At 46.6% G+C, this 25,027-nt stretch carries 21 protein-coding genes and 2 tRNA genes; 21 read left to right on the top strand and 2 right to left on the bottom strand.

Features of this window, described 5'->3' with window-relative positions; translation table 11 throughout:
* Window positions 1-162: 162 nt before the first annotated feature.
* From JM642_RS15240 to secF, 3 genes are all read left to right on the top strand, one after another.
* On the top strand, window positions 163-672 hold the full coding sequence (locus JM642_RS15240) for a hypothetical protein (protein ID WP_203433836.1): 510 nt from the start codon (window positions 163-165) through the stop codon (window positions 670-672).
* A gap of 377 nt (window positions 673-1,049) precedes the next feature.
* Window positions 1,050-2,924, top strand: coding sequence for a protein translocase subunit SecD (secD, locus tag JM642_RS15235; protein ID WP_203432094.1), 1,875 nt, complete (start codon window positions 1,050-1,052; stop codon window positions 2,922-2,924).
* Window positions 2,925-2,926: 2 nt separating this feature from the next.
* Window positions 2,927-3,811: a protein translocase subunit SecF gene (gene secF, locus JM642_RS15230; protein WP_037415220.1), complete on the top strand. Its 885-nt coding sequence runs from the start codon at window positions 2,927-2,929 to the stop codon at window positions 3,809-3,811.
* Window positions 3,812-3,867: 56 nt separating this feature from the next.
* Here secF and yhbY read toward each other — a convergent pair whose 3' ends face one another.
* Window positions 3,868-4,167 (bottom strand): ribosome assembly RNA-binding protein YhbY, encoded by a 300-nt coding sequence (yhbY, locus tag JM642_RS15225; protein ID WP_011071425.1) that lies wholly within the window; start codon window positions 4,165-4,167, stop codon window positions 3,868-3,870.
* Window positions 4,168-4,257: 90 nt separating this feature from the next.
* Here yhbY and rlmE point away from each other — a divergent pair, with 90 nt between their 5' ends.
* The 14 genes from rlmE to rpsO all read left to right on the top strand — a co-directional run bounded on the left by rlmE (window position 4,258) and on the right by rpsO (window position 17,556).
* Entirely contained in the window at window positions 4,258-4,887 is a 630-nt protein-coding gene (rlmE, locus tag JM642_RS15220) for a 23S rRNA (uridine(2552)-2'-O)-methyltransferase RlmE (protein WP_011625490.1), read from the top strand.
* 29 nt (window positions 4,888-4,916) lie between these two features.
* Window positions 4,917-6,890 carry an ATP-dependent zinc metalloprotease FtsH gene (gene ftsH / locus JM642_RS15215; protein ID WP_037429699.1) on the top strand — a complete coding sequence of 658 codons (1,974 nt, stop codon included), beginning with the start codon at window positions 4,917-4,919 and terminating at the stop codon, window positions 6,888-6,890.
* Window positions 6,891-7,048: 158 nt separating this feature from the next.
* Window positions 7,049-7,882 carry a dihydropteroate synthase gene (gene folP, locus JM642_RS15210; RefSeq protein ID WP_203432093.1) on the top strand — a complete coding sequence of 278 codons (834 nt, stop codon included), beginning with the start codon at window positions 7,049-7,051 and terminating at the stop codon, window positions 7,880-7,882.
* Window positions 7,883-7,956: 74 nt separating this feature from the next.
* On the top strand, window positions 7,957-9,294 hold the full coding sequence (gene glmM, locus JM642_RS15205; protein WP_055647286.1) for a phosphoglucosamine mutase: 1,338 nt from the start codon (window positions 7,957-7,959) through the stop codon (window positions 9,292-9,294).
* Window positions 9,295-9,487: 193 nt separating this feature from the next.
* A complete protein-coding gene (gene tpiA / locus JM642_RS15200) occupies window positions 9,488-10,270 on the top strand; it encodes a triose-phosphate isomerase (RefSeq protein ID WP_011071430.1) in 783 nt (260 codons plus the stop codon).
* Window position 10,271: 1 nt separating this feature from the next.
* Complete coding sequence (secG, locus tag JM642_RS15195; protein ID WP_011716140.1) at window positions 10,272-10,604, top strand: preprotein translocase subunit SecG; 333 nt, start codon at window positions 10,272-10,274, stop codon at window positions 10,602-10,604.
* An 11-nt stretch (window positions 10,605-10,615) separates the two neighbouring features.
* A tRNA-Leu gene (locus JM642_RS15190) sits at window positions 10,616-10,702 on the top strand.
* Window positions 10,703-10,785: 83 nt separating this feature from the next.
* Window positions 10,786-10,862 (top strand) — tRNA-Met (locus tag JM642_RS15185).
* A gap of 168 nt (window positions 10,863-11,030) precedes the next feature.
* Entirely contained in the window at window positions 11,031-11,486 is a 456-nt protein-coding gene (gene rimP / locus JM642_RS15180) for a ribosome maturation factor RimP (protein WP_047535349.1), read from the top strand.
* A 29-nt stretch (window positions 11,487-11,515) separates the two neighbouring features.
* The gene (gene nusA, locus JM642_RS15175; RefSeq protein ID WP_037415246.1) at window positions 11,516-13,015 is read left to right on the top strand and encodes a transcription termination factor NusA; all 1,500 of its coding nucleotides are present in this window, start codon (window positions 11,516-11,518) and stop codon (window positions 13,013-13,015) included.
* 25 nt (window positions 13,016-13,040) lie between these two features.
* A complete protein-coding gene (infB, locus tag JM642_RS15170; protein WP_037415258.1) occupies window positions 13,041-15,698 on the top strand; it encodes a translation initiation factor IF-2 in 2,658 nt (885 codons plus the stop codon).
* A gap of 66 nt (window positions 15,699-15,764) precedes the next feature.
* Window positions 15,765-16,208, top strand: coding sequence for a 30S ribosome-binding factor RbfA (rbfA, locus tag JM642_RS15165; protein ID WP_047535354.1), 444 nt, complete (start codon window positions 15,765-15,767; stop codon window positions 16,206-16,208).
* Window positions 16,208-17,161 carry a tRNA pseudouridine(55) synthase TruB gene (gene truB / locus JM642_RS15160; protein ID WP_203432092.1) on the top strand — a complete coding sequence of 318 codons (954 nt, stop codon included), beginning with the start codon at window positions 16,208-16,210 and terminating at the stop codon, window positions 17,159-17,161. Before rbfA ends, truB begins: the two co-directional genes overlap by 1 nt.
* A 125-nt stretch (window positions 17,162-17,286) precedes the next feature.
* Entirely contained in the window at window positions 17,287-17,556 is a 270-nt protein-coding gene (gene rpsO, locus JM642_RS15155) for a 30S ribosomal protein S15 (RefSeq protein ID WP_037415266.1), read from the top strand.
* Between the two features lie 86 nt (window positions 17,557-17,642).
* Here rpsO and JM642_RS15150 read toward each other — a convergent pair whose 3' ends face one another.
* On the bottom strand, window positions 17,643-19,697 hold the full coding sequence (locus tag JM642_RS15150) for an EAL domain-containing protein (RefSeq protein ID WP_203432091.1): 2,055 nt from the start codon (window positions 19,695-19,697) through the stop codon (window positions 17,643-17,645).
* Window positions 19,698-19,892: 195 nt separating this feature from the next.
* Between JM642_RS15150 and pnp the strand changes: the two genes are divergently transcribed.
* The 4 genes from pnp (at window position 19,893) to JM642_RS20520 (ending at window position 25,018) form a co-directional block, all read left to right on the top strand.
* A complete protein-coding gene (pnp, locus tag JM642_RS15145; RefSeq protein WP_055647284.1) occupies window positions 19,893-21,992 on the top strand; it encodes a polyribonucleotide nucleotidyltransferase in 2,100 nt (699 codons plus the stop codon).
* Window positions 21,993-22,183: 191 nt separating this feature from the next.
* On the top strand, window positions 22,184-23,086 hold the full coding sequence (gene nlpI, locus JM642_RS15140) for a lipoprotein NlpI (protein WP_037415349.1): 903 nt from the start codon (window positions 22,184-22,186) through the stop codon (window positions 23,084-23,086).
* A gap of 99 nt (window positions 23,087-23,185) precedes the next feature.
* Window positions 23,186-24,766 carry a peptide chain release factor 3 gene (gene prfC, locus JM642_RS15135; protein WP_203432090.1) on the top strand — a complete coding sequence of 527 codons (1,581 nt, stop codon included), beginning with the start codon at window positions 23,186-23,188 and terminating at the stop codon, window positions 24,764-24,766.
* A gap of 69 nt (window positions 24,767-24,835) precedes the next feature.
* On the top strand, window positions 24,836-25,018 hold the full coding sequence (locus JM642_RS20520) for a hypothetical protein (RefSeq protein ID WP_313906202.1): 183 nt from the start codon (window positions 24,836-24,838) through the stop codon (window positions 25,016-25,018).
* The last annotated feature ends 9 nt before the right edge of the window (window positions 25,019-25,027 follow it).

Here is a 25,027-nt window from a genome sequence, read left to right as displayed (position 1 = left end):
GCCTCTGAGTTGGCAGTTACTTAAGCTGCATGCTTGGAACTTTCTATGTTTTTAAGAAAGCTATTCAAGAAAGCGTTGTTTTTCCTGTAAACATTTTTCACGTAAATTGCTGCGTGTACCTTTTAGGATCTGAGTTTGATTAAGTTTTGGCGCCAAGGATTAATGTTACTCTGTGTGTCGATCATTTTGATCGCCCATACGAGTGGCTATGCGCCGCGCAGCTTAACCGCTCAGCATTTTGCGCCTAAAACAGTGGTGACAACTGTGCTGACAGCGGATACGCCGTCAATCGCAGCACAAGAAAATACGACATCGCGCCATTCAACTGAACAATCGACTGCGAACGAGAGTCAAGCGGTTTGCATTGCTTCTGATAAGGTGCAAGCCTCCGATTGTTCCGAGCCTGAATTCGTTAGTCATTCTGACGATTTTAATTTTGCCCCGGTTAACTCCCAGCGCTTTATCAATCTTGTTCAGCATGATATGCGCGAAGTGAAGCCTGTTTACCTGTTGGCCTTTGAGTTCGAACCCGAGCCTGCGCCCGCATTAGGGGAAAATATTCGCCTCGATGCTCGCCCGGATTGGACCCTCTTAGCCGAATCTTCACCCGCGCGGATCTCCGGCTGGAAAGTCTCCAACCTCCAATATCGCTTTAGTCAGCAAGCCGCTTAATTCACCGCTCCCTGTTGCAAGTTAGCAAGGCTTATCCATAACGATACCGTTTGAGTTTGTCATCTGAAGCATAGGTCGTTAAGGATGCCTTTGATTAACTTTGCATTTTGTCATCCGAAACCTGTACCCGATAACCTAGCCTCAAAGCCTGCGGAATGATAGCCGCTGATATGACTGAATTGCATTGGATTAAACGCATTCGGTTTAGACGGATTTGAATCGGTTATCACCACTGAGTTTGCTGCGTTTAGCGTACTCTTTGTTGAATTCGTGTTTACAGGTTTCACCGTACATACAGTGATTGTGCGCTCATGTTTGAAGGCGTTAATACGCCACTGATTACTATCCGAGCGTGCAAAACTATGCGAGTGATATCTATGGATAAAATTCAGAGTAAAAAGCTGCTAAATCATTATTCAGCTTGGAAATACGTTGTGCTAATTGTCACGATTATTGTGATGTTATTTAGTGCTTTACCGACTTGGTATGGTGAAGACGCCGCCGTGCAGGTGGGCGCTAAAGCAGGGCTTAACTTAACCCCTATTGAACTGCGGGATAAATTAAAAGCGCAGGGCGTTGAGGTGAAGCGTATCGAAGTTAAGCATGCCCAACATGGCAACGCCAATAGCTCAGAAGATGGGCAAATCCTTATTGTACTGAATGATGACAGCGAGCAAACCTTAGTGAAGACCTTAGTGTCATCCATGGTGAGTGAGCCGAAAGAACTCACGCTGGCATTGGTGAGTGCTGCGCCGAGTTGGCTGCAAAATATGGGTTTTGAACCGATTAAGCTCGGGCTCGATTTACGCGGCGGGGTGCAATTTTTGCTGGATGTGGATGTGCAACCTGTCTACCAAGCCCAAGCAGATGCCCTAGTCGAATCCTTAAGACAATTTTTACGTGAACAGCAAATCCGTGGCGCCAGTGTGCGTATTGACAACACGCACGATGATGCCGGATTACAAATAGCGATTGCATTAACGGATGCTTCAGCATCAGACAATAACGCCCGTGCTGCCATACGTCAGTTTATCCAGCAAAGCTATCCAACTTGGCAATTAACCAATGGGGATAATGGCTTAGTGGTCAAACTTGCTCAAGATGAGCAAATTAAGTTACGTAATTTAACGGTGCAGCAAAACCTGCAAATCATGCGTAGCCGTATTGAAGAGTTGGGGATCACTGAGGCTCTAGTGCAGCGTCAGGGTGAACACCGTATCCGCATCGAGCTGCCTGGTGTACAAGACCCAGCAGCCGCTAAAAACGTAATAGGCGCGACGGCAAGCCTCGCCTTTTTTGAGGTTAAAGAATCGGGTTCAGTGAACGCGCAGGTGCTGAAGGATAAATCTGGCAATCCCGTTTATGTGGCACGCACGCCCGTATTAGGTGGCGATCATATTGTCGATGCCCGTGCCAATATTGGTGAAATGGGCATGGCCGAAGTGAACATTCACCTCGACCGTATTGGCGGGCAGAAGATGTCGGAGTTTTCCCGCGCCAATATCGGTAAGCCGATGGCAACATCCTATAGCGAATATAGCCTGGATGAGCAGGGCAAAGCTAAGCAAACACAACAGATCATTAGCGTCGCGACCATTCAATCCCAACTAGGTGATCGTTTCCGTATCACTGGTGCCGGAACCTATCAAGAGGCGCAGCAATTAGCGCTGCTGCTACGTGCAGGTTCAATGACGGCGCCTGTAACAATCGTTGAAGAACGCACGATAGGCCCAACACTTGGTGCTGAAAATATTGAAAACGGCTTTGCCGCACTCGGTCTTGGTATGGGAATTACCTTGCTGTTTATGGCGCTCTGGTATCGCCGCCTCGGTTGGGTGGCAAACGTGGCACTGATTTCTAATATGGTGATCCTGTTTGGCCTACTAGCGCTTATTCCTGGTGCAGTACTGACCTTACCTGGTATTGCAGGTCTAGTATTGACTGTCGGCATGGCGGTCGATACTAACGTGCTGATATTCGAACGGATAAAAGATAAGTTAAAGGAAGGACGAAGCTTTGCCCTTGCCATCGATACTGGTTTTGATAGTGCATTTTCAACCATTTTCGACGCCAACTTCACTACGATGATCACCGCAGTTGTGCTCTATTCCATCGGTAATGGTCCGATCCAAGGTTTTGCCTTGACCTTAGGCTTAGGTCTTCTGACCAGTATGTTTACCGGTATTTTTGCTTCAAGAGCCTTGATTAACCTTGTTTATGGGCGTGATGCGCGCCGTCATGTGAGGGTATAAAAATGAAGAATATTAATCTGACTAAATGGCGTTATATTTCGAGCGCTATCTCGATCTTTTTAATGCTGGCCTCACTTACTATCATCGGCGTGAAGGGTTTTAATTGGGGCTTAGATTTTACTGGCGGGGTGGTAACCGAAGTACAACTTGATAAAAGAATCACCACTAGCGAATTGCAGCCATTACTGAACGCGGCTTATCAGCAAGAAGTGACTGTGATATCTGCCAGTGAGCCTGGTCGCTGGGTATTGCGTTATGCCGACACTGCACAAAGCAATGTGGATATTGCGCAAACCTTAGCGCCACTGGGCGAAGTGCAAGTGCTAAATACCAGTATTGTCGGCCCGCAGGTGGGTAAAGAGCTGGCAGAGCAGGGGGGACTCGCGTTATTAGTCGCTATGTTAGCTATCCTAGGCTATTTGAGTTATCGCTTTGAATGGCGCCTCGCCTCTGGTGCGCTATTTGCGTTAGTACACGACGTCATTTTTGTACTCGCGTTTTTTGCGCTGACACAGATGGAATTTAATCTAACTGTGCTCGCGGCGGTGCTGGCTATCCTTGGCTACTCACTGAATGACTCAATCATTATTGCCGATCGTATTCGTGAGCTATTGATTGCAAAACCCAAACTTGCGATTCAGGAGATTAACAACCAAGCGATTGTCGCGACATTTTCGCGCACTATGGTGACCTCGGGGACCACTCTGATGACGGTTGGAGCACTATGGATAATGGGCGGTGGGCCGCTAGAAGGATTCTCGATAGCCATGTTTATCGGCATTTTGACCGGCACGTTCTCCTCGATATCAGTCGGGACCTCCTTGCCAGAGTTTCTCGGCTTAGCCCCTGAGCACTATCAAGTTAAACCCATTAGCGATACACCGTAGACGTTAAAACAAAACGGCCACTCATTTGAGTGGCCGTTTTGTTTAAGGCTGGAAAATTATTTCGCTCTTGGCAAAGCAATTTTCATTTCTGGTGATTGACGATAAATCACCAGAATATGACCAATAAGTTGCACTTTTGCAGATTGAGTTTCACGTACTATGGCATCAACGATGGCATTTTTTAGCTCTCTGTCAGCAGAGGCTACTTTCACTTTAATCAATTCATGATAAGCGAGTGCGCTTTCAATTTCAGCGAGTACACCTTCAGTCAATCCATTGGCACCAAGCAGCACCACTGGCTTTAAATTATGCGCCAGACCTTTTAAATGCTGTTTTTGTTTGGTTGTTAAGTTCATTTCTACCAACTTTTGCTGAGTTACTGTTGAAAAACCGCTATTCTACCCTTATATAGCCTTTGTGTAACTCTCAATTGTTGCGGATTTTAAATGTCAGGTAAAAAACGTACGGCCAGTTCCAATCGCTGGATGCTGGAACACTTTGATGATCATTATGTCAAACTAGCACAGAAACGGGGATTGCGTTCTCGCGCTGCGTTTAAGCTTGAAGAGCTTCAGCAAAAGGATCAATTGATCCGCCCAGGTATGACGGTTGTTGACTTAGGGGCCGCTCCAGGTGGTTGGTCACAGGTTGCTGTTAAGCTAGCTGGAGACAAAGGTAAAGTCATCGCCTGTGATATTTTACCGATGGATCCCATCGTTGGCGTGGATTTCTTGCAAGGGGACTTTCGTGAAGAGAAAGTGCTCGAAGCATTGCTAACTCGCGTCGGTGCGGATAAGGTTGACGTTGTATTGTCTGATATGGCGCCCAACATGAGTGGTTCAGATGGTGTCGATCAGCCGCGCGCCATGTATTTAGTCGAGTTGGCGTTAGATATGTGTCATCAAGTGTTGGCACCTAACGGCAGTTTTGCGGTCAAAGTCTTTCAGGGGGAGGGGTTTGACGAATATATGAAAGCGGTTAAAGAGGCATTCAAAGTCGTAAAAACACGTAAACCGGACTCGTCGCGGGCACGCTCCCGTGAGGTCTATCTTGTGGCGACAGGGTACAAGTTGTAGTACTCTAGCGTTAATCATCGCAAGACTTTATGAGGTCTAGTAATTTGAGTGACATGGCAAAAAATCTAATACTCTGGGTTGTCATCGCCGTTGTGCTGATGTCAGTGTTTCAGGGTTACTCCCCCTCTTCTTCGTCATCGCAGAAGATGGATTATTCTACTTTCCTAGACAATGTTCGTGATGGACAAGTCGCCAGCGTTGAAGTGAAAAGTGACCAACGTACTATCGAAGGTTCTAAGCGCACTGGCGAAAAATTCACGACCATCATGCCACTGTATGACCAAGATTTAATTAATGATCTTGACCGTAAAGGCATCACCATGAAAGGCCAAGAAGCCGAAGAATCGGGGTTCTTAACCCAGATCTTTATTTCTTGGTTCCCGATGTTGCTGCTGATTGGGGTATGGATTTTCTTTATGCGTCAAATGCAGGGCGGCGGTGGCAAAGGCGCTATGTCCTTTGGCAAGAGCAAAGCCAAGCTGATGAGCGAAGATCAAATCAAGACCACTTTTGCTGACGTTGCTGGCTGTGATGAAGCCAAAGAAGAAGTGAAAGAGCTGGTCGATTACCTGCGTGATCCAACCAAATTCCAAAAACTGGGTGGCCGTATTCCAACGGGCGTGCTCATGGTTGGCCCGCCAGGTACAGGTAAAACCTTACTGGCTAAAGCGATTGCGGGCGAGTCAAAGGTACCTTTCTTTACCATTTCAGGTTCTGACTTCGTAGAAATGTTCGTCGGTGTCGGTGCATCTCGTGTGCGTGATATGTTTGAACAAGCGAAGAAATCAGCCCCTTGTATCATCTTCATCGACGAAATCGATGCCGTAGGTCGCCAACGTGGCGCAGGCTTAGGTGGTGGTCACGATGAGCGTGAGCAAACCCTTAACCAGATGCTGGTTGAGATGGATGGCTTCGAAGGTAACGAAGGGATTATCGTGATTGCGGCGACCAACCGCCCTGACGTATTGGACTCTGCGCTGCTGCGTCCAGGTCGTTTCGACCGTCAAGTGGTTGTTGGCTTGCCAGATGTTCGCGGTCGTGAGCAAATCCTTAAAGTGCATATGCGTAAAGTGCCACTTTCTGAAGATGTTAAAGCGAGCGTGATTGCCCGTGGTACGCCAGGTTTCTCCGGTGCCGATTTAGCCAACTTAGTTAACGAGGCTGCACTGTTTGCGGCGCGCGGTAACCGCCGTGTGGTCGGTATGGAAGAATTCGAGCGTGCAAAAGACAAGATCATGATGGGTGCTGAGCGCCGCTCTATGGTGATGTCGGAAGCCGAAAAAGAAATGACGGCATACCACGAAGCGGGCCACGCGATTGTGGGCTGTTTAGTGCCAGAGCATGACCCTGTGCACAAGGTCACCATTATTCCACGTGGTCGTGCACTCGGCGTGACCTTCTTCTTACCTGAGGCCGATGCGATTAGCCAAAGCCGTCGTAAGTTAGAAAGCCAGATTTCGGTTGCCTACGGTGGTCGTTTAGCCGAAGAGCTGATCTACGGTAGCGAAAAAGTGTCTACAGGTGCTTCGCAAGACATTAAATACGCCACATCGATTGCCCGTAATATGGTGACCCAATGGGGCTTCTCCGACAAGCTTGGTCCATTACTCTATGCCGAGGAAGAAGGTGAAGTGTTCTTAGGTCGTAGCATGGGTAAAGCCAAGGCGATGTCCGATGAGACTGCGACGCTTATCGATGCTGAAGTGAAGGCCTTTATCGACAAAAACTACGGCCGTGCCAAGCAAATTCTGCTGGATAACATCGATATTCTGCATTCGATGAAAGACGCGCTGATGAAGTATGAAACCATTGATTCACTGCAAATTGACGATTTGATGAACCGTCGTGAAGTGCGTCAGCCTGCTGATTGGCAAGCAGATGACAATGGTTCAAATGACAAAGGCAATGGCAAAGGTGAACCTGCGGTTAAAGTCGACGAAGTGGTTAAGTCAGCGCCTGTTGAGTCAGAGCTGAAAGATGCCGATGAGTCACCCGCTAAATAACGTTTGTTAATTGAAAGAGAACCCCGTTAAGGGGTTTTCTTGTTTTATCTTGCTAGAAAATTGACTGCGCTGTCATTCAATATAAATCAGTTACATGAGTGAACTGCGCAGAATACAGATTAAACGCGCTAGCAAGCAGTCCCAAATGGAGTCAATGCGTGTTTGAATTAATTGCTGGAACCAAACGCTTATCCTTAGCCTCGCCCGTAGTCATGGGCATTCTGAATGTCACTCCCGATTCCTTTTCCGACGGTGGAAAGTTTTCTTCTTTTGAACTGGCTTGCCAGCATGCCGATGAAATGGTTGCTCAAGGAGCGCTCATCATCGATATCGGTGGCGAGTCGACAAGGCCTGGGGCGGCCGATGTGAGTACTGATGATGAACTCGCACGAGTGGTCCCTTTGGTAGAATATGTCGCGAAACACCATGATGTGTGGATTTCGGTTGATACCAGTAAACCAGAAGTGATGCGACAGGCGGTAAATGCTGGCGCGCACTTAATCAACGATGTTCGGGCGTTATTGGAGCCAGGGGCACTAGAAACTGCGGCGCAGTTGAATGTGCCCATTTGTTTGATGCACATGCAGGGCGCGCCGCGTACTATGCAATCGGCGCCCGAATATCAAGACGTTATTGCCGATGTCTTTAAATTTTTCAATGAGCGTATTCAAGCCTGTTTGGAGGCTGGGATCCCGCGGGAACGGTTGTTAATCGACCCAGGTTTTGGCTTTGGTAAAACCTTAGAACATAACTATGAACTGCTAGCAAAGTTAGAGTGTTTTGCGCAGTTCGAACTGCCGATATTGATAGGTTTATCCCGTAAGAGCATGATAGGAAACCTCCTTGCTAGGCCGACCTCTGAGCGTTTAGCTGGGAGCCTTGCTGGCGCCATGATAGCGGCCCAGAAAGGGGCACATATTATTCGTGTCCATGATGTCCCTGAAACTGTCGATATGCTGAAAGTGTTACAAGCGACACAGGCATATCTATAGAGGCTATTTTTGTTAAGTATTTCATTAATATTATGATCCCAATCGAAGGGACACATTGAAGTTTGTGGGGCGATATGAGCGAACGTAAATTTTTTGGAACCGATGGTATTCGTGGCAAGGTAGGTTCAGGCCAGATGACACCCGAGCTGGCATTAAAGTTGGGTTGGGCTGCTGGACGGGTGTTATCCCGTAGCGGCACTAAGAAAGTGATTATTGGTAAAGATACCCGTATCTCGGGGTATATGTTTGAATCAGCTTTAGAGGCGGGCCTTTCGGCAGCGGGTTTGAATGTGATGCTGATGGGGCCGATGCCAACGCCAGCGGTGGCTTATTTGACTCGTACTTTTCGCGCCGAAGCTGGTGTGGTAATTAGTGCTTCCCACAACCCTTACTATGATAACGGCATTAAGTTTTTCTCAACTGATGGCAGTAAGCTTGATGATAATCTTGAGCTTGAAATTGAAGCCGAATTAGAAAAGCCCTTAGAGTGTGTTGAATCACATCTGTTGGGCAAAGTGTCACGAATTGAAGATGCTCGCGGTCGTTACATCGAATACTGTAAAGGTAATTTCCCTGCAGATCACACATTAACAGGGTTAAAAATTGTCGTCGATTGTGCCCATGGTGCTACTTATCACATCGCACCAGCGGTATTTCGCGAGTTAGGCGCTGAAGTCATTGCCATTGGTGATAAACCAAACGGAGTCAATATTAATGACAAAGTCGGCGCAACGTCCATGGCGAAGATTTGCGAAACTGTTTTGGCCGAAAGTGCCGATTTAGGGATTGCGCTCGATGGCGATGGTGACCGAATTATGATGGTCAACAGCCGCGGTGAAGTTATCGATGGCGATCAAATTCTTTATATCCTAGCCTGTGATGCCAAGGCCCGTGGTGTGTTACGCGGAGGTGTGGTGGGGACGTTAATGTCTAACCTTGGCCTTGATTTGGCACTTCAGGCGTTGGATATTCCCTTTGCTCGCTCTAAAGTGGGCGACCGTTATGTGATGGAGTTACTCAAAGAACTCGATTGGCGCATCGGTGGTGAAAACTCGGGGCATATTCTTAACCTCGACCATGGCACGACCGGTGATGGTATTGTTGCTGGTATTTTGGTGCTGGCGGCCATGCGTCGTCAAAACGCAACCTTAGAGCAGTTAACTGCGCCAATGGAAATGTTGCCACAGGTGTTGGTGAATGTGCGTTTTGAAGGTGAACACGATCCATTAAGCTCTGATAAAGTTAAAGCTGCTCAAGCTCTGGTTGAATCACAACTGGGCGCTCGAGGTCGCGTATTGCTACGCAAATCAGGTACTGAACCGTTAATTCGCGTGATGGTTGAAGGTGATGATCACAATGCTGTGTTAGCGCACGCTAATTTGATTGCAGATGCGGTAAAATCGGCGAGCTAATCAAACCAATCTTTAGTCGAGTGCAGCTGATACCGATTAAAAATGAAGGTGTTAGCTGCATTAATGAGCAGGAACAGGGTTTGGCGTGTAAAAAGTAAGCATTCCAACCTAATATCTGAAAAATTTCGAATTTAGCTATTGTAACTTAATAAGTGGTTCGCTATTATTCACGCCGCTTTCAGAGGAGACAGTGATGGCACTCAGACGTCCTATGGTAGCTGGCAATTGGAAAATGAACGGCAGTGCGGCACTAGCCCAAGAGTTGTTCAAGAAGTTTGCCTCAAAGCTCCAAAATGATTCAGCTGAAGTGGTTTTATGCCCGCCTTCTATCTATCTAGAAAGCGTCAGGCAACTGCTAGAAGCAAACAAGGAAGCGTTAGACGGTTCACTTGTTAGGATGGGCGCTCAAAATTTAAGTCAACATGACTTTGGCGCTTATACCGGAGAAGTTTCGGGTCAGATGCTTAAAGATTGCGGATGCCGATATGTGATTATCGGGCATTCAGAACGTCGCCGTATGTACGGAGAGACGAGTAATATCGTAGCGGAGAAATTTGCCGCTGCACAAAAGCACGGTTTAACCCCCATCTTATGTGTGGGTGAATCGGGTCCAGCACGTGAAGCAAGACGTACCTTTGAGGTGATTGCAGAAGAGCTGGACATAGTGATCCAGAAAAATGGCACTATGGCTTTTGATAACGCCATTATCGCTTACGAGCCATTATGGGCTGTAGGGACTGGTAAGAGTGCGACACCAGAGCAGGCACAAGAAGTACATGCGTTTATACGCAAGCGTCTCTCTGAAGTGTCTCCGTTTATCGGAGAAAATATCAGGATTTTGTACGGTGGCAGTGTGACACCGAGTAATGCAGCAGATTTATTTGCCCAACCTGATGTTGATGGTGGACTGATTGGCGGTGCCAGTTTAAACTCTACCGAGTTTTTAAGTCTGTGTACCATAGCGATGAGCGCATAATATGTATGAAGTTTTAGTGGTTGTTTACTTGTTGGTTGCATTAGGTTTAATTGGCCTAATCTTAATCCAGCAAGGTAAAGGAGCTGATATGGGTGCCTCTTTTGGTGCCGGTGCATCAGGTACCTTATTCGGTTCAAGCGGTTCAGGTAACTTCCTGACACGGACAACGGCGATTCTTGCCATTGCGTTTTTCACGTTGAGTCTGCTGATCGGCAACTTAAGTGCAAACCACGCAAAAAATGAAGATGCATGGAAAAATTTAGGTGCTGATGAACAGGTTACCCAGCCAGTTGATCAAGCAACCGAAAAGTCAGAAACCAAAATTCCTGACTAGTAAAAGGTGTCGCCGAGGTGGTGAAATTGGTAGACGCGCAGCCTTGAGGTGGCTGTGTCCTAACGGACGTGCGGGTTCAAGTCCCGCTCTCGGCACCATAATTAAACTAAGTAAGTCCAAACAAGAACTGACTTAGTTATTGCAAGCAAAGACGATAGTCAATATACTTGCACACAGTTGACGCGGGGTGGAGCAGCTTGGTAGCTCGTCGGGCTCATAACCCGAAGGTCGTCGGTTCAAATCCGGCCCCCGCAACCAGCTCCTAGTAATGAATGTTGTTTAATTCATTATGGTTTACAGGTTCTTGAAGCTAATAACCTCGTCATTACGGGGTTTTTTGTTGTCTGGGACTTTTAAATTTGTCGTATTGTTTACGGCGTTTTACTAGGGCTATTAAGCCCTTTTTTGTTTTTTCGGGGGTCAAATTTGGCAACATTAGAATCCAGACTGGCAGACATGCTCACAGTGCCTGTGGAAGCACTCGGCTTCCAACTTTGGGGCATTGAATATGTTCAAGCGGGTAACCATTCAGTCCTGCGCGTGTTCATTGATGGTGAGAATGGCATCAATATCGAAGATTGTGCCAACGTAAGTCGCCAAGTCAGTGCTGTGCTCGATGTTGAAGACCCTATTTCTACTGAATATACCTTAGAGGTTTCTTCGCCTGGTGTAGATAGACCGCTGTTCACTGCTGAGCAATATGCGTCCTATATCGGCGAGGATGTCAAGCTTCAACTGACTATGCCTGTCGCGGGCAGTCGTAATTTAAAAGGCGCCATTACTCAGGTTGACGGTCAAATGCTGTCGGTGAAAGTAAATGGTAAAGAGCTGGTTGTCGCCTTGGATAATATCCGTAAAGGCAACATCATCGCAAAGTTTTGATGGTTTCAAGGTGAACGAGGCAAGACAAAATGAATAAAGAGATTCTGCTAGTCGCTGAAGCGGTTTCAAATGAAAAGGCCGTTCCACGCGAGAAGATTTTTGAAGCGCTGGAGACTGCTCTGGCTACCGCTACCAAGAAAAAATACGAAGGTGATATCGACGTTCGTGTTGCTATCGACCGTAAAACTGGCGCTTATGAAACTTTCCGCCGTTGGATGGTAATTGATGACAACGGTGTTGCGTTAGAAAATCCATACCGTGAGATTACGCTGGAAGCAGCACGTTTCGAAGATCCAGAGATTCAACCAGGTGAATTTATTGAAGACCAAATTGAATCAGTGGCGTTCGATCGCATTACTACCCAAACCGCTAAGCAAGTGATCGTACAAAAAGTACGTGAAGCTGAGCGTGCGCAAGTGGTTGAGCAGTTCCAAGATAAAGAAGGTGAGCTGATCACTGGTGTCGTTAAGAAAGCAACCCGCGAAAGTGTAGTTGTGGACTTAGGCAACAATGCTGATGGCGTATTATTCCGTGAAGACTTGATTTCACGCGAATCTTTCCGTCCTGGTGATCGTGTTCGTGCATTGCTTTACTCTGTTCGTCCTGAAGCGCGTGGTGCGCAGTTATTTTTAACTCGCACTAAGCCTGACATGCTGATTGAGCTGTTCCGTGTTGAAGTGCCGGAAATTGCCGATGAACTGATCGAAGTGATGGGCGCGGCGCGTGACCCTGGTGCTCGCGCTAAGATCGCAGTGAAATCGAACGATCGTCGTATCGACCCAATTGGTGCTTGCGTTGGTATGCGTGGGGCACGTGTGCAAGCGGTATCGAATGAACTCGGTGGTGAGCGTGTTGATATCGTATTGTGGGATGATAATCCAGCACAATATGTGATCAACGCCATGGCGCCAGCTGATGTGGCTTCTATCATCGTTGATGAAGACAATCACTCAATGGATATCGCTGTTGAAGCGGAAAGTTTAGCTCAGGCCATTGGTCGCAATGGTCAAAACGTGCGTTTAGCGACTCAGTTAACAGGCTGGGAACTGAACGTGATGACAGTGGAAGACATGAATAAGAAACACCAAGCCGAAAGCGCTAAGGTGAAGAGCTTATTTATGAAATCTCTGGATGTAGATGAAGATTTTGCACAAGTACTGGCTGATGAAGGTTTTACTTCGCTCGAAGAAGTGGCTTATGTACCTGTGTCAGAATTATTGGCAATTGATGGCTTTGATGAGGATCTCGTCGAAGCATTACGTGAACGTGCTAAGGCTGCGATCTCAACTCGAGCGCTCGCATCCGAAGAAGCACTAGATGGTGTGGAGCCAAGTGAAGAGTTATTAGCACTTGAAGGTGTTGAAAGACACTTAGCCTATGTTTTAGCGAGCAAAGGTATCGTGACTCTAGAAGACTTGGCTGAACAAGGCATTGATGATTTGATCGAAATTGAAGAATTGACAGAAGAAAAAGCAGGTGAGCTGATCATGGCTGCCCGCAACATCTGTTGGTTTGGCGAAGAAGCATAAGTCGATCAACAGGGGGATTTAACTGATGGCAGATACTACCGTAGAGAAATTGGCCACGGAAGTGGGTAAAAGTGTTGAACGTCTGATTGAGCAATTCTCTCAGGCCGGAATTAAGAAAGGCCACACTGATAACGTGTCTGAAGCTGAGAAGCAGCAGTTACTGGATTATCTGAAGAAGCAACATGGCGCCGATAATGCGCCGACTAAAATGACGCTGCAACGTAAAACCGTATCGACCCTGAGTGTGGCCGGTAATGGTGGTCAATCTAAAGACGTTAAAGTTGAAGTGCGTAAAACCCGTACTTTTGTTAAACGTGATGTGAGTGACGCAGTGCTTAAAGCGGAAGAAGAGGCTAAAGCCAAAGCAGAAGCCGAAGCGAAGGCCAAAGCAGAAGCTGAAGCGAAAGCGAAGGCAGAAGCCGAAGCTAAGGCTAAAGTGGAAGCAGAGGCGAAAGCGAAGGCAGAAGCTGAAGCGAAAGCAAAAGCGAAAGCAGCAGCGGAAGTGAAAGTAGCCAAAGATATGTCACCAGAAGCTGAAGCAGCTCGTTTGGAAGCTGAACGTTTAAAAGCAGTACAAGAAGCTGCTACTAAACGTAAACAAGACGAAGAAGCCGCCAAAGCGGCAGAAAAAGCGCGTTTGTTAGCAGAAGAAAACTCTAAGCGTTGGGCCGAAGAAGAGCGTCAACGTTTAGAAGCTGAGCGCTATAGCGATCACCATATCACTACCTCTAAAGTGGCTCGCGCTGCTGAAGATTCGTCGGATATGGATGAAGAAAAACGTGGCCGCCGTGCGCGTAACAAAAATACCGCCAAAACCAAACGTGGTGGTAAAGATGCTCGCGATGGTCGCGAAAAACACATGCGTAACCGCAGCACAGCGCCAGAATCAATGGCTCATGGCTTCAATAAGCCAGTTGCAGCCGTTAACCGTGATGTGCGTATCGGTGAAACAGTTACAGTGGCAGAACTTGCTCACTTAATGGCAGTTAAAGCGACTGAAATCATCAAGCAAATGATGAAGATGGGCTCAATGGTTACGATCAACCAAGTGTTAGATCAAGAAACCGCCCAGTTAGTTGCTGAAGAAATGGGCCATAAAGTGGTACTTATTCGTGAAAACGAATTAGAACAACAAGTACTTTCTGAGCGTGACGAAGAAGGCGGCGTGAAGCTTGAGCCTCGTGCACCTGTTGTAACCATTATGGGTCACGTTGACCACGGTAAAACATCGCTCCTTGACTATATCCGCCGCGCGAAAGTGGCAGCGGGTGAGGCCGGTGGTATTACTCAGCATATTGGTGCATACCATGTTGAGACCGAAAACGGCATGATCACTTTCTTAGATACCCCTGGTCACGCCGCGTTTACCGCAATGCGTGCTCGTGGTGCTAAGGCGACGGATATCGTTGTACTCGTTGTGGCTGCCGATGACGGTGTTATGCCGCAAACCATTGAAGCGATTCAACATGCTAAAGCGGGTAACGTGCCATTAATTGTTGCAGTTAACAAGATGGACAAGCCAGAAGCCGATATCGACCGCGTGAAGAGCGAATTGTCTCAGCACGGCGTGATGTCTGAAGAATGGGGCGGAGACAACATGTTTGCCTTCGTATCTGCTAAGACGGGTGAAGGCGTTGATGATTTGCTTGAGGGTATCTTACTCCAAGCTGAAGTACTTGAACTCAAAGCTGTTCGTGATGGTATGGCTGCTGGTGTGGTTATTGAGTCTCAACTGGATAAAGGTCGCGGCCCTGTAGCAACGATTCTGGTTCAAGAAGGTACACTGCGCCAAGGTGACATCGTTCTATGTGGTTTAGAGTACGGTAAAATCCGTGCGATGAAAGACGAGAACGGCCGTTCAATCACAGAAGCTGGCCCATCAATCCCTGTTGAGATTTTAGGTCTGTCAGGTGTGCCATCAGCTGGTGATGAAGCAACCGTGGTGCGTGATGAGCGTAAAGCCCGTGAAGTTGCGCTGTACCGTCAAGGCAAGTTCCGTGATGTGAAATTAGCGCGTCAGCAGAAGTCTAAGCTGGAAAACATGTTCGCGAACATGACCGAAGGCGAAGTAAAAGAACTGAACATCGTTCTGAAGGCAGACGTTCAAGGTTCACTCGAAGCGATTACCGACTCCTTAATGGGTCTGTCTACCGACGAAGTGAAAGTAAACATCATCGCTCGTGGTGTAGGTGCACTGACTGAAACCGACGCGACCTTAGCTGCGGCTTCTAACGCGATTATGGTTGGCTTTAACGTGCGTGCCGATGCGCAAGCGCGTAAGACTATCGAAAACGAAAGTGTTGACTTACGTTACTACAGCGTTATCTATAATCTGATTGATGAAGTGAAAGCGGCGATGACAGGTATGCTGTCACCTGAGTTCAAACAACAGATTATCGGTCTGGCTGAAGTTCGTGACGTGTTCAAATCACCAAAACTGGGCGCAATCGCTGGTTGTATGGTGACTGAAGGCACCATCAAGCGTAGCGCACCAATTCGCGTTCTGCGTGATAACGTGGTGATCTTCGAAGGTGAACTCGAATCATTACGTCGCTTTAAAGATGACGTTAACGAAGTTCGCAATGGCATGGAATGTGGTATCGGTGTTAAGAACTACAACGATGTCCGCGTGGGTGACCAAATCGAAGTATTCGAAACCGTCGAAGTGGCACGTACACTGTAACGATAAAGAGGGCGGCATTAGCCGCCCTTTCAATTTAATGACATTAGCTATTATGGTAACTCTATTATGGCAAAAGAATTCAGTCGTACACGTCGTATAGGCCAGCAGTTACAGCAAGAGCTGGCTGTTGTCCTACAACGCGACATGAAAGATCCCCGTATTGGTTTTGTGACCGTCAATGACGTTGATGTTTCTCGCGATTTAAGTTACGCCAAAGTCTTTGTCACCTTCTTTGAAGAAGACAAAGAAGTTGTGCAAGAAAAGCTGAACGCGCTGATTGCTGCCGCTCCTTATATTCGCACCTTAGTGGCAGGCCGCATGAAATTGCGCGTGATGCCAGAAATTCGCTTTGTTTACGACAGCTCATTGGTTGAAGGCATGCGTATGTCTAATCTTGTCAGCCAAGTCATCAACAGCGATAAAGCCAAACAACAACAGTTTGGTAGCGCTGAAGATGATGTTGTTGATAATGACATTGACGAGAGCGATGACACCGAAGGTAAAGCGTAATGGCAAGACGTTCAAAGGGCCGCTTTATTGACGGTATTGTATTGTTGGACAAGGCCACTGGCATGAGCTCCAACTTTGCATTACAGCGAGTAAAGCGCTTTTTTAATGCCAACAAAGCGGGGCATACGGGGGCGCTCGATCCACTGGCGACGGGCATGCTGCCAATCTGTTTAGGTGAAGCGACTAAGTTTTCCCAGCATTTGCTCGATTCGGATAAGCGTTATCTGGTCACGGCAAAACTAGGGCAACGTACTGATACCAGTGACTCAGACGGCGAAGTCGTACAAACACGCCCGCTCGAGTTTACAAAGGCGCAGTTAATGTCCGCCTTAGAACATTTCCGTGGCGATACTTTGCAAGTGCCATCCATGTATTCAGCGCTCAAATATCAAGGTCAACCCTTGTATAAGTATGCCCGTGAGGGGATTGAAGTGCCGCGTGAGGCGCGTCCAATCACTGTCTTTGAACTGAACTTCATCGGTCTTGAAGGTGATGAGCTTACCTTAGATATTCATTGCTCTAAGGGTACTTATATTCGCACTATTATTGACGATTTAGGCGAAATGCTCGGTTGTGGTGCCCATGTGATCATGCTGCGCCGTACTCAAGTTGCACATTATCCCTACGATAAAATGGTCACTCTTGAGCAGCTAGAAGCCTTAATCGCTAAAGCACAGGAACAACAACTTGATCCAAGCAGTTTGCTAGATTCGTTACTGTTACCTATGGATACGGCAGTTGCCGATTTTCCTGAGGTCAATGTCCCTGATGCGAGTGCAGCTTACTTAATGCAAGGTCAAGCGGTGCGAGTCGCGAACTTAGAAGCAAATAAGCTGGTACGGATTACCTTAGGGACTGCACGTCGTTTTGTTGGTATCGGTGAGATGAATGATGATGGCTTACTGGCCCCGAAGCGTTTAGTCGTTATTCACGACGAACCTAAAGCATCTTAATGGATTTGCTCGGATATTATTCCACCGCTTTTATTGCGCATGCCAAAGATTATGGGTAGAATAGCGCGCCCTCTGGCTGAGTTAGTGATCGGCTAGGGATTCACATTTTATATTTGGAGAGACACATGTCACTAAGTACTGAAGCGAAAGCAAAAATCCTGGCTGAATTTGGCCGTGGCGCAAACGACACTGGTTCAACTGAAGTTCAAGTTGCGCTGTTAACTGCTCAAATCAACCATTTGCAAGATCACTTCAAAGAGCACATTCACGATCACCACTCACGTCGTGGTCTGTTACGTATGGTTAGCGCTCGTCGTAAGTTATTAGCTTACCTGAAGCGTACCGAAGCTACACGTTACAATGAGCTGATCCAAAAGTTAGGTTTACGTCGTTAATCTCTCGTCGATTAACGTAAAAAAGGAGGCTTAGCCTCCTTTTTTATTGCCTAAAATTCAGTATGTTGAACTATATCCTCAGTACATTAGGCACCACGTAATCCATCAATCTTACTAATGGTTGCTGTTTGACTGGCAATATATAGCGTCTCAAATTCAGCCTGTGGTAAAGGTTGGCTAAAGTAAAAGCCTTGACCTATCTGGCACTCATTACTCTTAAGCCAATCGAGTTGCAGCTCGTTCTCAATCCCTTCAGCCACAATAGTTAGGTTTAATTGCTTACCTAACATCAAGATTGTTGATGCAATTGCACTATCCTTGGGAAGATCGGAAACAAAGCAGCGATCAATTTTCATGGTGGTGATTGGCAGATGGCGTAAGTAGGATAGGGAGGAATAACCAGTACCAAAATCATCTACCGCGATACCAAATCCTGCCGATTTAAGTTGTTCTAATTTGTTGATAGCAAGTTCTATATCATTCATTAATGAGGTTTCAGTAATCTCTATTTCTAATAACTCTGGTTGAATTTGGTATCGTAGCGCCATTTGTTTGATATCAGAGACTAAGCTTGCGTCGGCAAATTGTTGTGAGGCGACGTTAATTGCGATAGGAATGGCATAGTTATATTTCTTCTGCCACTCACGCAGTACTCGGCAACTCTGCTCTATCACCCAGCGACCGATAGGGATAATAATGCCGGTTTCCTCTGCCACCGGAATAAAGGATATGGGACTAATTAAGCGGCCATCTTTTTGCCAACGGATTAAGGCTTCACATCCGGTAATTTTACCTGTTTGTAGATCAAGCTTAGGCTGGAAGTAGAGTAGAAATTCATTATTTTTCAGTGCATCATGTAGTGATGCTTCTGTCCGTAGTCTAACCGCAGCTCGTTCTGTCATTTGCTGTTTGAAGAAAGCCCATTGATTAGAACCTGCCGCTTTTGCACTGTACATCGCAATATCGGCATGGCGGATAAGATCTTCGGCGCTATTTCCATCCTCAGGATAGATAGATATTCCGATAGAAGCCGCAGGATGAATCGCATGTTCATTTAATTGGATGGGGACATTGAGTTGCACTAAGAGTTTATCGACAAAGTCAGCAGCTTGGTCAGGAGAGTGAACTGAGTCGGCTAAAATAACGAATTCATCACCGCCTAGGCGAGATACTGTGCCTTTATCACCCACTACACGTTCGAGGATGCGAGCGATACGGGCGAGGAATTGATCGCCAAGGGCGTGTCCTAGGGAGTCATTAATATTTTTAAAGCGATCTAGGTCGATAAACATCAGGGCAAAGCTACGTTTGTGCACTCTAGAGCGTTGGATTGTGACGGCAATTGTTTCGAGCAGTAAAGTACGATTAGGCAATCCGGTGAGTGGATCTCGTGTTGCCATTTTTCGAAGTTTTGACTGAGTTTGACTAAATTGAATTAAGATCTGATTAAATTTCGACGTTACCAGTCCCAATTCATCATCCTTATGGGCATTGGACATGGGCAGTAGGTTTTCGTCAGGCGAATCGGGTGTGATTTTATCGATTGCTTCACTTATCCGGGCTATCGGCTGGGTTAAGAAGCGGTGGAAGACGACAGATAATACCAAGGTGAGCAAAAGTGCACGGGCTAAGGTTGCAAAAAAACTAAAGCTGAGTTGGCTAAAGAGGGTATTAGTCAGTTCCTGGGTGTCATAGAAAATGGTCAATGTGCCAATAAGCTGTTGTTTTTGTGTGCCTTCGAAATAGAAGGGACGATACAGTGGGCGTGAAATTTCTTTAAGATCATCAAACAGTTTATTACTGAGGCTTATAAAAGTTTGTGAGCTAGTTTTCTGATTATTACTCACAGACACAAACATGGAACCATCATCGAGTTCGATGACTGCAGAGCCGACATGCTCAACTTTTATTGCACCTTCTAGGGTTTGTCTAGCGAGATTATCATCCAGTGCCCAAACGGCGTTAGCAGAAGGTTGTTCTACCGAATCGAGTAATTCCTGTTGAGTGGTCGTGAGTTGATGTTTGGTGGATACCACCACAAGGGCAATTTCAACAATAAAAATAGCGATAGCAAAAAATAACGCAGTAAAAACGACGAGGTTAGTCTGTTTCCAAGTTAGGGATTTAAAACGACCCGTCATTCAGATCTTCCTTTTAATTGTTATTTTTCACCAGAGGGGATTGCCTATATCACTGTAGAGCATAACTCTTTGTTGATTTAACCACTTTAGTGAAAAGATAGCAGTTTGTCATCATTATCTGCTCTTTATCTATGGTTCATAATTGCAGTATACTTACGCGCGTAATTCAAGGTCATTAATTAAGGAATGGGTCACGTGAATCCAATTGTAAAGAGTTTTGAGTATGGTCAACATACAGTCACCCTGGAAACAGGCGTTATAGCGCGTCAAGCTGATGCAGCCGTGTTAGCGAGTATGGGTGACACGACAGTGTTAGTCACTGTTGTAGGTAAAAAAGAAGCCGATGCAGGCCGTGACTTCTTTCCTCTGACTGTTAACTATCAAGAAAAGAGCTACGCAGCGGGTAAAATTCCTGGTGGTTTCTTTAAGCGTGAAGGCCGTCCTTCAGAAGATGAGACATTAATCGCTCGCCTGATTGACCGTCCAATTCGTCCTCTTTTCCCTAATGGTTTCACCAACGAAGTTCAAGTTATCATCACTGTGGTATCTGTCGATCCACAAATCGAGCCCGATATTATTTCGATGATCGGTACTTCGGCGGCGCTTGCCATTTCGGGTATTCCATTCAGCGGCCCATTAGGTGCGGCGCGTGTGGGTTACATCAATGGCGAATACGTACTGAACCCAACAGTGACTCAGTTAGAAAGCAGCCAACTAAACTTGGTTGTTGCAGGTACTGAGAGCGCGGTATTGATGGTTGAGTCAGAAGCTCAAGCCTTACCAGAAGAAGTGATGTTAGGCTCAGTAGTTTATGGTCACGACCAACAACAAGTGGTTATCAAAGCGATTGCTGAATTCAAAGCAGAAGCCGGTAAACCAGCTTGGAATTGGACAGCTCCAGTACAAGATGAAACGCTGGTTGCTCAAATCAAAGCGCTTGCTGAAGCGGGTTTAGGCGATGCGTATAAAATCCAAGTAAAGCAAGATCGTTATGCTCAAGTTGCTGTTGTTAAAGCTGCAACGAAAGAAGCGTTATTAGCAAGCAATCCTAATATTGATTTACGTGAAGTTGACGGTCTGCTCGGTAGCTTAGAGAAGAAAGTGGTTCGTGGTCGCATCATCCGTGGTGAGCCGCGTATCGATGGTCGTGAGCCAGATATGATTCGCGCATTAAGCGTATTGGCAGGCGTATTACCACGTACTCACGGTAGTGCACTGTTTACCCGTGGCGAAACCCAAGCGCTGGTGACTTGTACTTTAGGTACTGAGCGTGACGCACAGAAGATTGATAGCATTATGGGCGAGCGTACTAGCCGCTTCATGCTGCACTACAACTTCCCTCCTTATTCTGTTGGTGAGACAGGTATGGTGGGTTCACCTAAGCGTCGTGAAATCGGCCACGGCAAGTTAGCATGGCGCGGTATCAACGCAGTAATGCCTTCTGCTGAAGAGTTCCCATACAGTGTACGTGTGGTTTCTGAAATCACTGAATCTAACGGTTCAAGCTCTATGGCATCAGTCTGTGGTACGTCTCTTGCGCTGATGGATGCGGGTGTACCTATCAAGACTTCTGTAGCGGGTATCGCTATGGGTCTAGTGAAAGAAGGCGATGACTTTGTGGTTCTGTCTGACATCTTAGGTGATGAAGACCACTTAGGTGACATGGACTTCAAAGTAGCCGGTACCCGTGACGGTGTGACTGCACTGCAGATGGATATCAAGATCGAAGGTATTACCAAAGAAATCATGGAAATTGCACTGCAACAAGCCTATGGCGCACGTGTACATATCCTAAACGTGATGGATCAAGCGATTGGTTCGCACCGTGATGATATCTCTGACCATGCTCCACGTATCACAACTATCAAGATCAACCCAGAGAAGATCCGTGATGTTATCGGTAAAGGCGGCGCGGTAATTCGTGCACTGACTGAAGAAACCGGCACTACTATCGAGCTTGAAGATGACGGTACAGTAAGAATTGCTTCTTCTAATGGTGAAGCCACCAAAGAAGCTATCCGTCGTATCGAAGAAATCACTTCAGAAGTTGAAGTGGGTCGTATCTACAACGGTAAAGTTATCCGTATCGTTGACTTCGGTGCCTTCGTTAACATTCTGCCAGGTAAAGATGGTTTAGTGCACATTTCGCAAATCAGCGATGAGCGTGTTGCTAATGTCTCTGACCACCTTGAACTGAACCAAGATGTCACCGTTAAAGTGATGGAAGTGGATCGTCAAGGCCGTGTAAGACTGTCAATCAAAGAAGCACAGACTAAAGAGCCTGCTGCTGAATAATGGTCTAAATAGACATTATTGGCGTCAGTTTTGACATGACGTGACTAAAAGGAGATCAATTGATCTCCTTTTTGTTTGTTTGGGTTTAATAAAGTTGTGTTTAATGCTATTCCTCAATAGCAGTCCAGTTGTGGGATTGCTATCATGAACATTCTTCTGCGTGAGTTGGGAATCTAAAAAGGTAGAAATGGATGAGTCTTAAAATTAGAACCGCTGTTGTTGCTGTGCTGGCGGGTGCCAGCTTGATGTTGGCTGGATGTGCGACCACTCAATCCCCCTTAGACAACCAAAATGACGTTGAAGGTAAATTGGTTATCGCCCCGGTGATGACTGATTATAAAGTCGAGGTGACCCTTGCCAAGCTCAATGAGATTTTATCAGCTGTTGAATTGACCAACGAGCAGCGCGCTCGTTTCCATTACGATCGTGGGGTAATTTACGACAGCGTGGGCTTGCGTTTAATGGCGCGCATCGATTTTATGCAAGCGCTAAAATTGCAACCCGACTTAGCCGATGCCTATAATTTCCTTGGTATTTATTATACCCAAGAGGGGGAATACGATAGTGCCTATGAGGCGTTTGATGGCGTATTAGAGTTATCGCCAAACTATGATTATGCCTACTTGAATCGTGGTATCGCGCTTTATTATGGTGACCGTAACGATCTTGCCTTAAAAGATATGCAATCCTTCTATGCTGCCGATAATAAAGATGGTTACCGAGCATTATGGTTGTATTTGATCCAATCAAAGGATGATGCCGTTGAGGCTAAACGCCAGCTACAGGAACACCGTAAGGGGCTTGAAGCGGATGCATGGTCAACAGTGATTGTTGATTATTATCTGGGCGTTAAGAGTCGTGAACAGGTATTTGCCGATGCCAAGTTAGGCCTCACTCATCCTAAAGAATATGCTGAACGTTTATGTGAAGCTTATTTCTATCTTGCCAAAATGGCCATTGCCAATAAGCAATATCAAGAAGCTGCAAATTATTTCCGCCTCGCCCTTGCGACTAATATTTATGACTTTGTTGAGCACAGATATGCGCGAATTGAGCTGGCAAAGGTCAAAGGGTTACTCGAAGGCACAAAATAAGTCTTATCGCCCGAGGCTCATCTTGGGCTTTGCCTAGCCAAGCACGCACTGAGGCGCTATAATTTGCGCCTTTTTTAGCGATACGAGTGCATAGGTTAAATGTCAGACAATAAAGTAGAGGTCGATAAACGTCGCACCTTCGCGATTATATCGCACCCCGACGCGGGTAAAACCACCATTACCGAAAAAGTGCTGTTATTCGGAAACGCGCTGCAGAAAGCGGGTACCGTTAAGGGCAAAAAGTCGGGTCAGCACGCTAAGTCTGACTGGATGGAAATGGAAAAAGACCGTGGTATTTCGATTACAACGTCTGTCATGCAGTTTCCCTATGGTGGCGCGCTCGTTAACCTACTCGACACCCCTGGCCACGAAGACTTCTCGGAAGATACTTACCGCACCTTAACGGCGGTCGACTCTTGCTTGATGGTTATCGACTCGGCAAAGGGTGTTGAAGATCGTACCATCAAATTGATGGAAGTGACCCGTCTGCGCGATACACCCATCGTGACCTTTATGAACAAACTCGACCGTGATATTCGCGATCCTATCGAATTGATGGATGAGGTCGAGAACGTACTTAATATCGCCTGTGCGCCTATTACTTGGCCTATTGGCAGCGGTAAAGAATTTAAGGGTGTTTACCATATTCTGCGCGATGAAGTGGTGCTATACCAAAGCGGTTTGGGACACACAATTCAAGACCGCCGGGTGATTGAAGGTATCGATAACCCTGATCTGGATAAAGCGATTGGTAGCTATGCCGCTGATCTGCGTGATGAAATGGAACTGGTTCGCGGAGCATCAAACGAGTTTGATCATCAAGCCTTCTTAAAGGGTGAGCTTACGCCAGTGTTCTTCGGTACCGCATTAGGTAACTTCGGTGTTGACCATATCCTCGATGGTATTGTGGAGTGGGCGCCTAAACCGCTACCTCGTGAAAGCGATGTACGGATGATCATGCCTGACGAAGAAAAATTCACCGGTTTTGTGTTTAAAATTCAAGCAAACATGGATCCTAAACACCGTGACCGCGTTGCCTTTATGCGTGTTTGCTCTGGTCGCTATGAGCAAGGCATGAAGATGCACCATGTACGCATCGGCAAAGATGTTAACGTCAGCGATGCGTTGACCTTTATGGCGGGCGACCGTGAGCGCGCTGAAGTGGCGTATCCTGGTGATATTATTGGTTTACATAACCACGGAACCATTCGTATCGGCGATACGTTCACTCAAGGTGAAAAGTTCCGCTTTACCGGTGTACCTAACTTTGCGCCTGAAATGTTCCGCCGTATTCGTCTGCGCGATCCACTCAAGCAAAAGCAATTACTTAAGGGCTTAGTTCAGCTATCTGAAGAAGGGGCTGTGCAGGTGTTTCGTCCCTTAGATACCAATGACTTGATCGTGGGAGCCGTGGGTGTACTCCAGTTTGAAGTGGTTGTTGGCCGCTTAAAGAGCGAGTACAACGTTGAGGCAATTTACGAAGGTATTAGCGTTTCAACTGCGCGCTGGGTTTATTGTAAAGATGAGCGTAAGCTAGAAGAGTTCCGCCGCAAGTGTAGCCAAAACTTGGCGCTCGATGGTGGTGATAACTTAACTTACATTGCGCCAACTATGGTTAACTTAAATCTTTCAATGGAAAGATACCCTGATATCGAGTTCGCTAAAACGCGCGAGCACTAACAGGTAAGTAGCTCTAGGGTTAAAGGCGGTGATTCACCGCCTTTTTTGTATCTAAAATTTGTGAGGTGACTGATGATAAGTTGGATAACTCGCGCGTGGCAGGCTTATATCCGTTGGTGCGACAAGATGGGGCTGACGCCAGAGAATCGTCGTTGTTGCATGCCAAGATTAGAAGATCCGCCACTAATTCGAACTAAAGCTGATTGTCAAATAAAAGTGCAATCATCGAATGGAGACACAAAAACGGAGTGACAGATTGAT

This window comes from Shewanella sp. LZH-2 (genome assembly GCF_016859145.1).
GTDB lineage: Bacteria > Pseudomonadota > Gammaproteobacteria > Enterobacterales > Shewanellaceae > Shewanella > Shewanella xiamenensis.
This window is presented reverse-complemented; position numbering and strand designations above follow the sequence as displayed.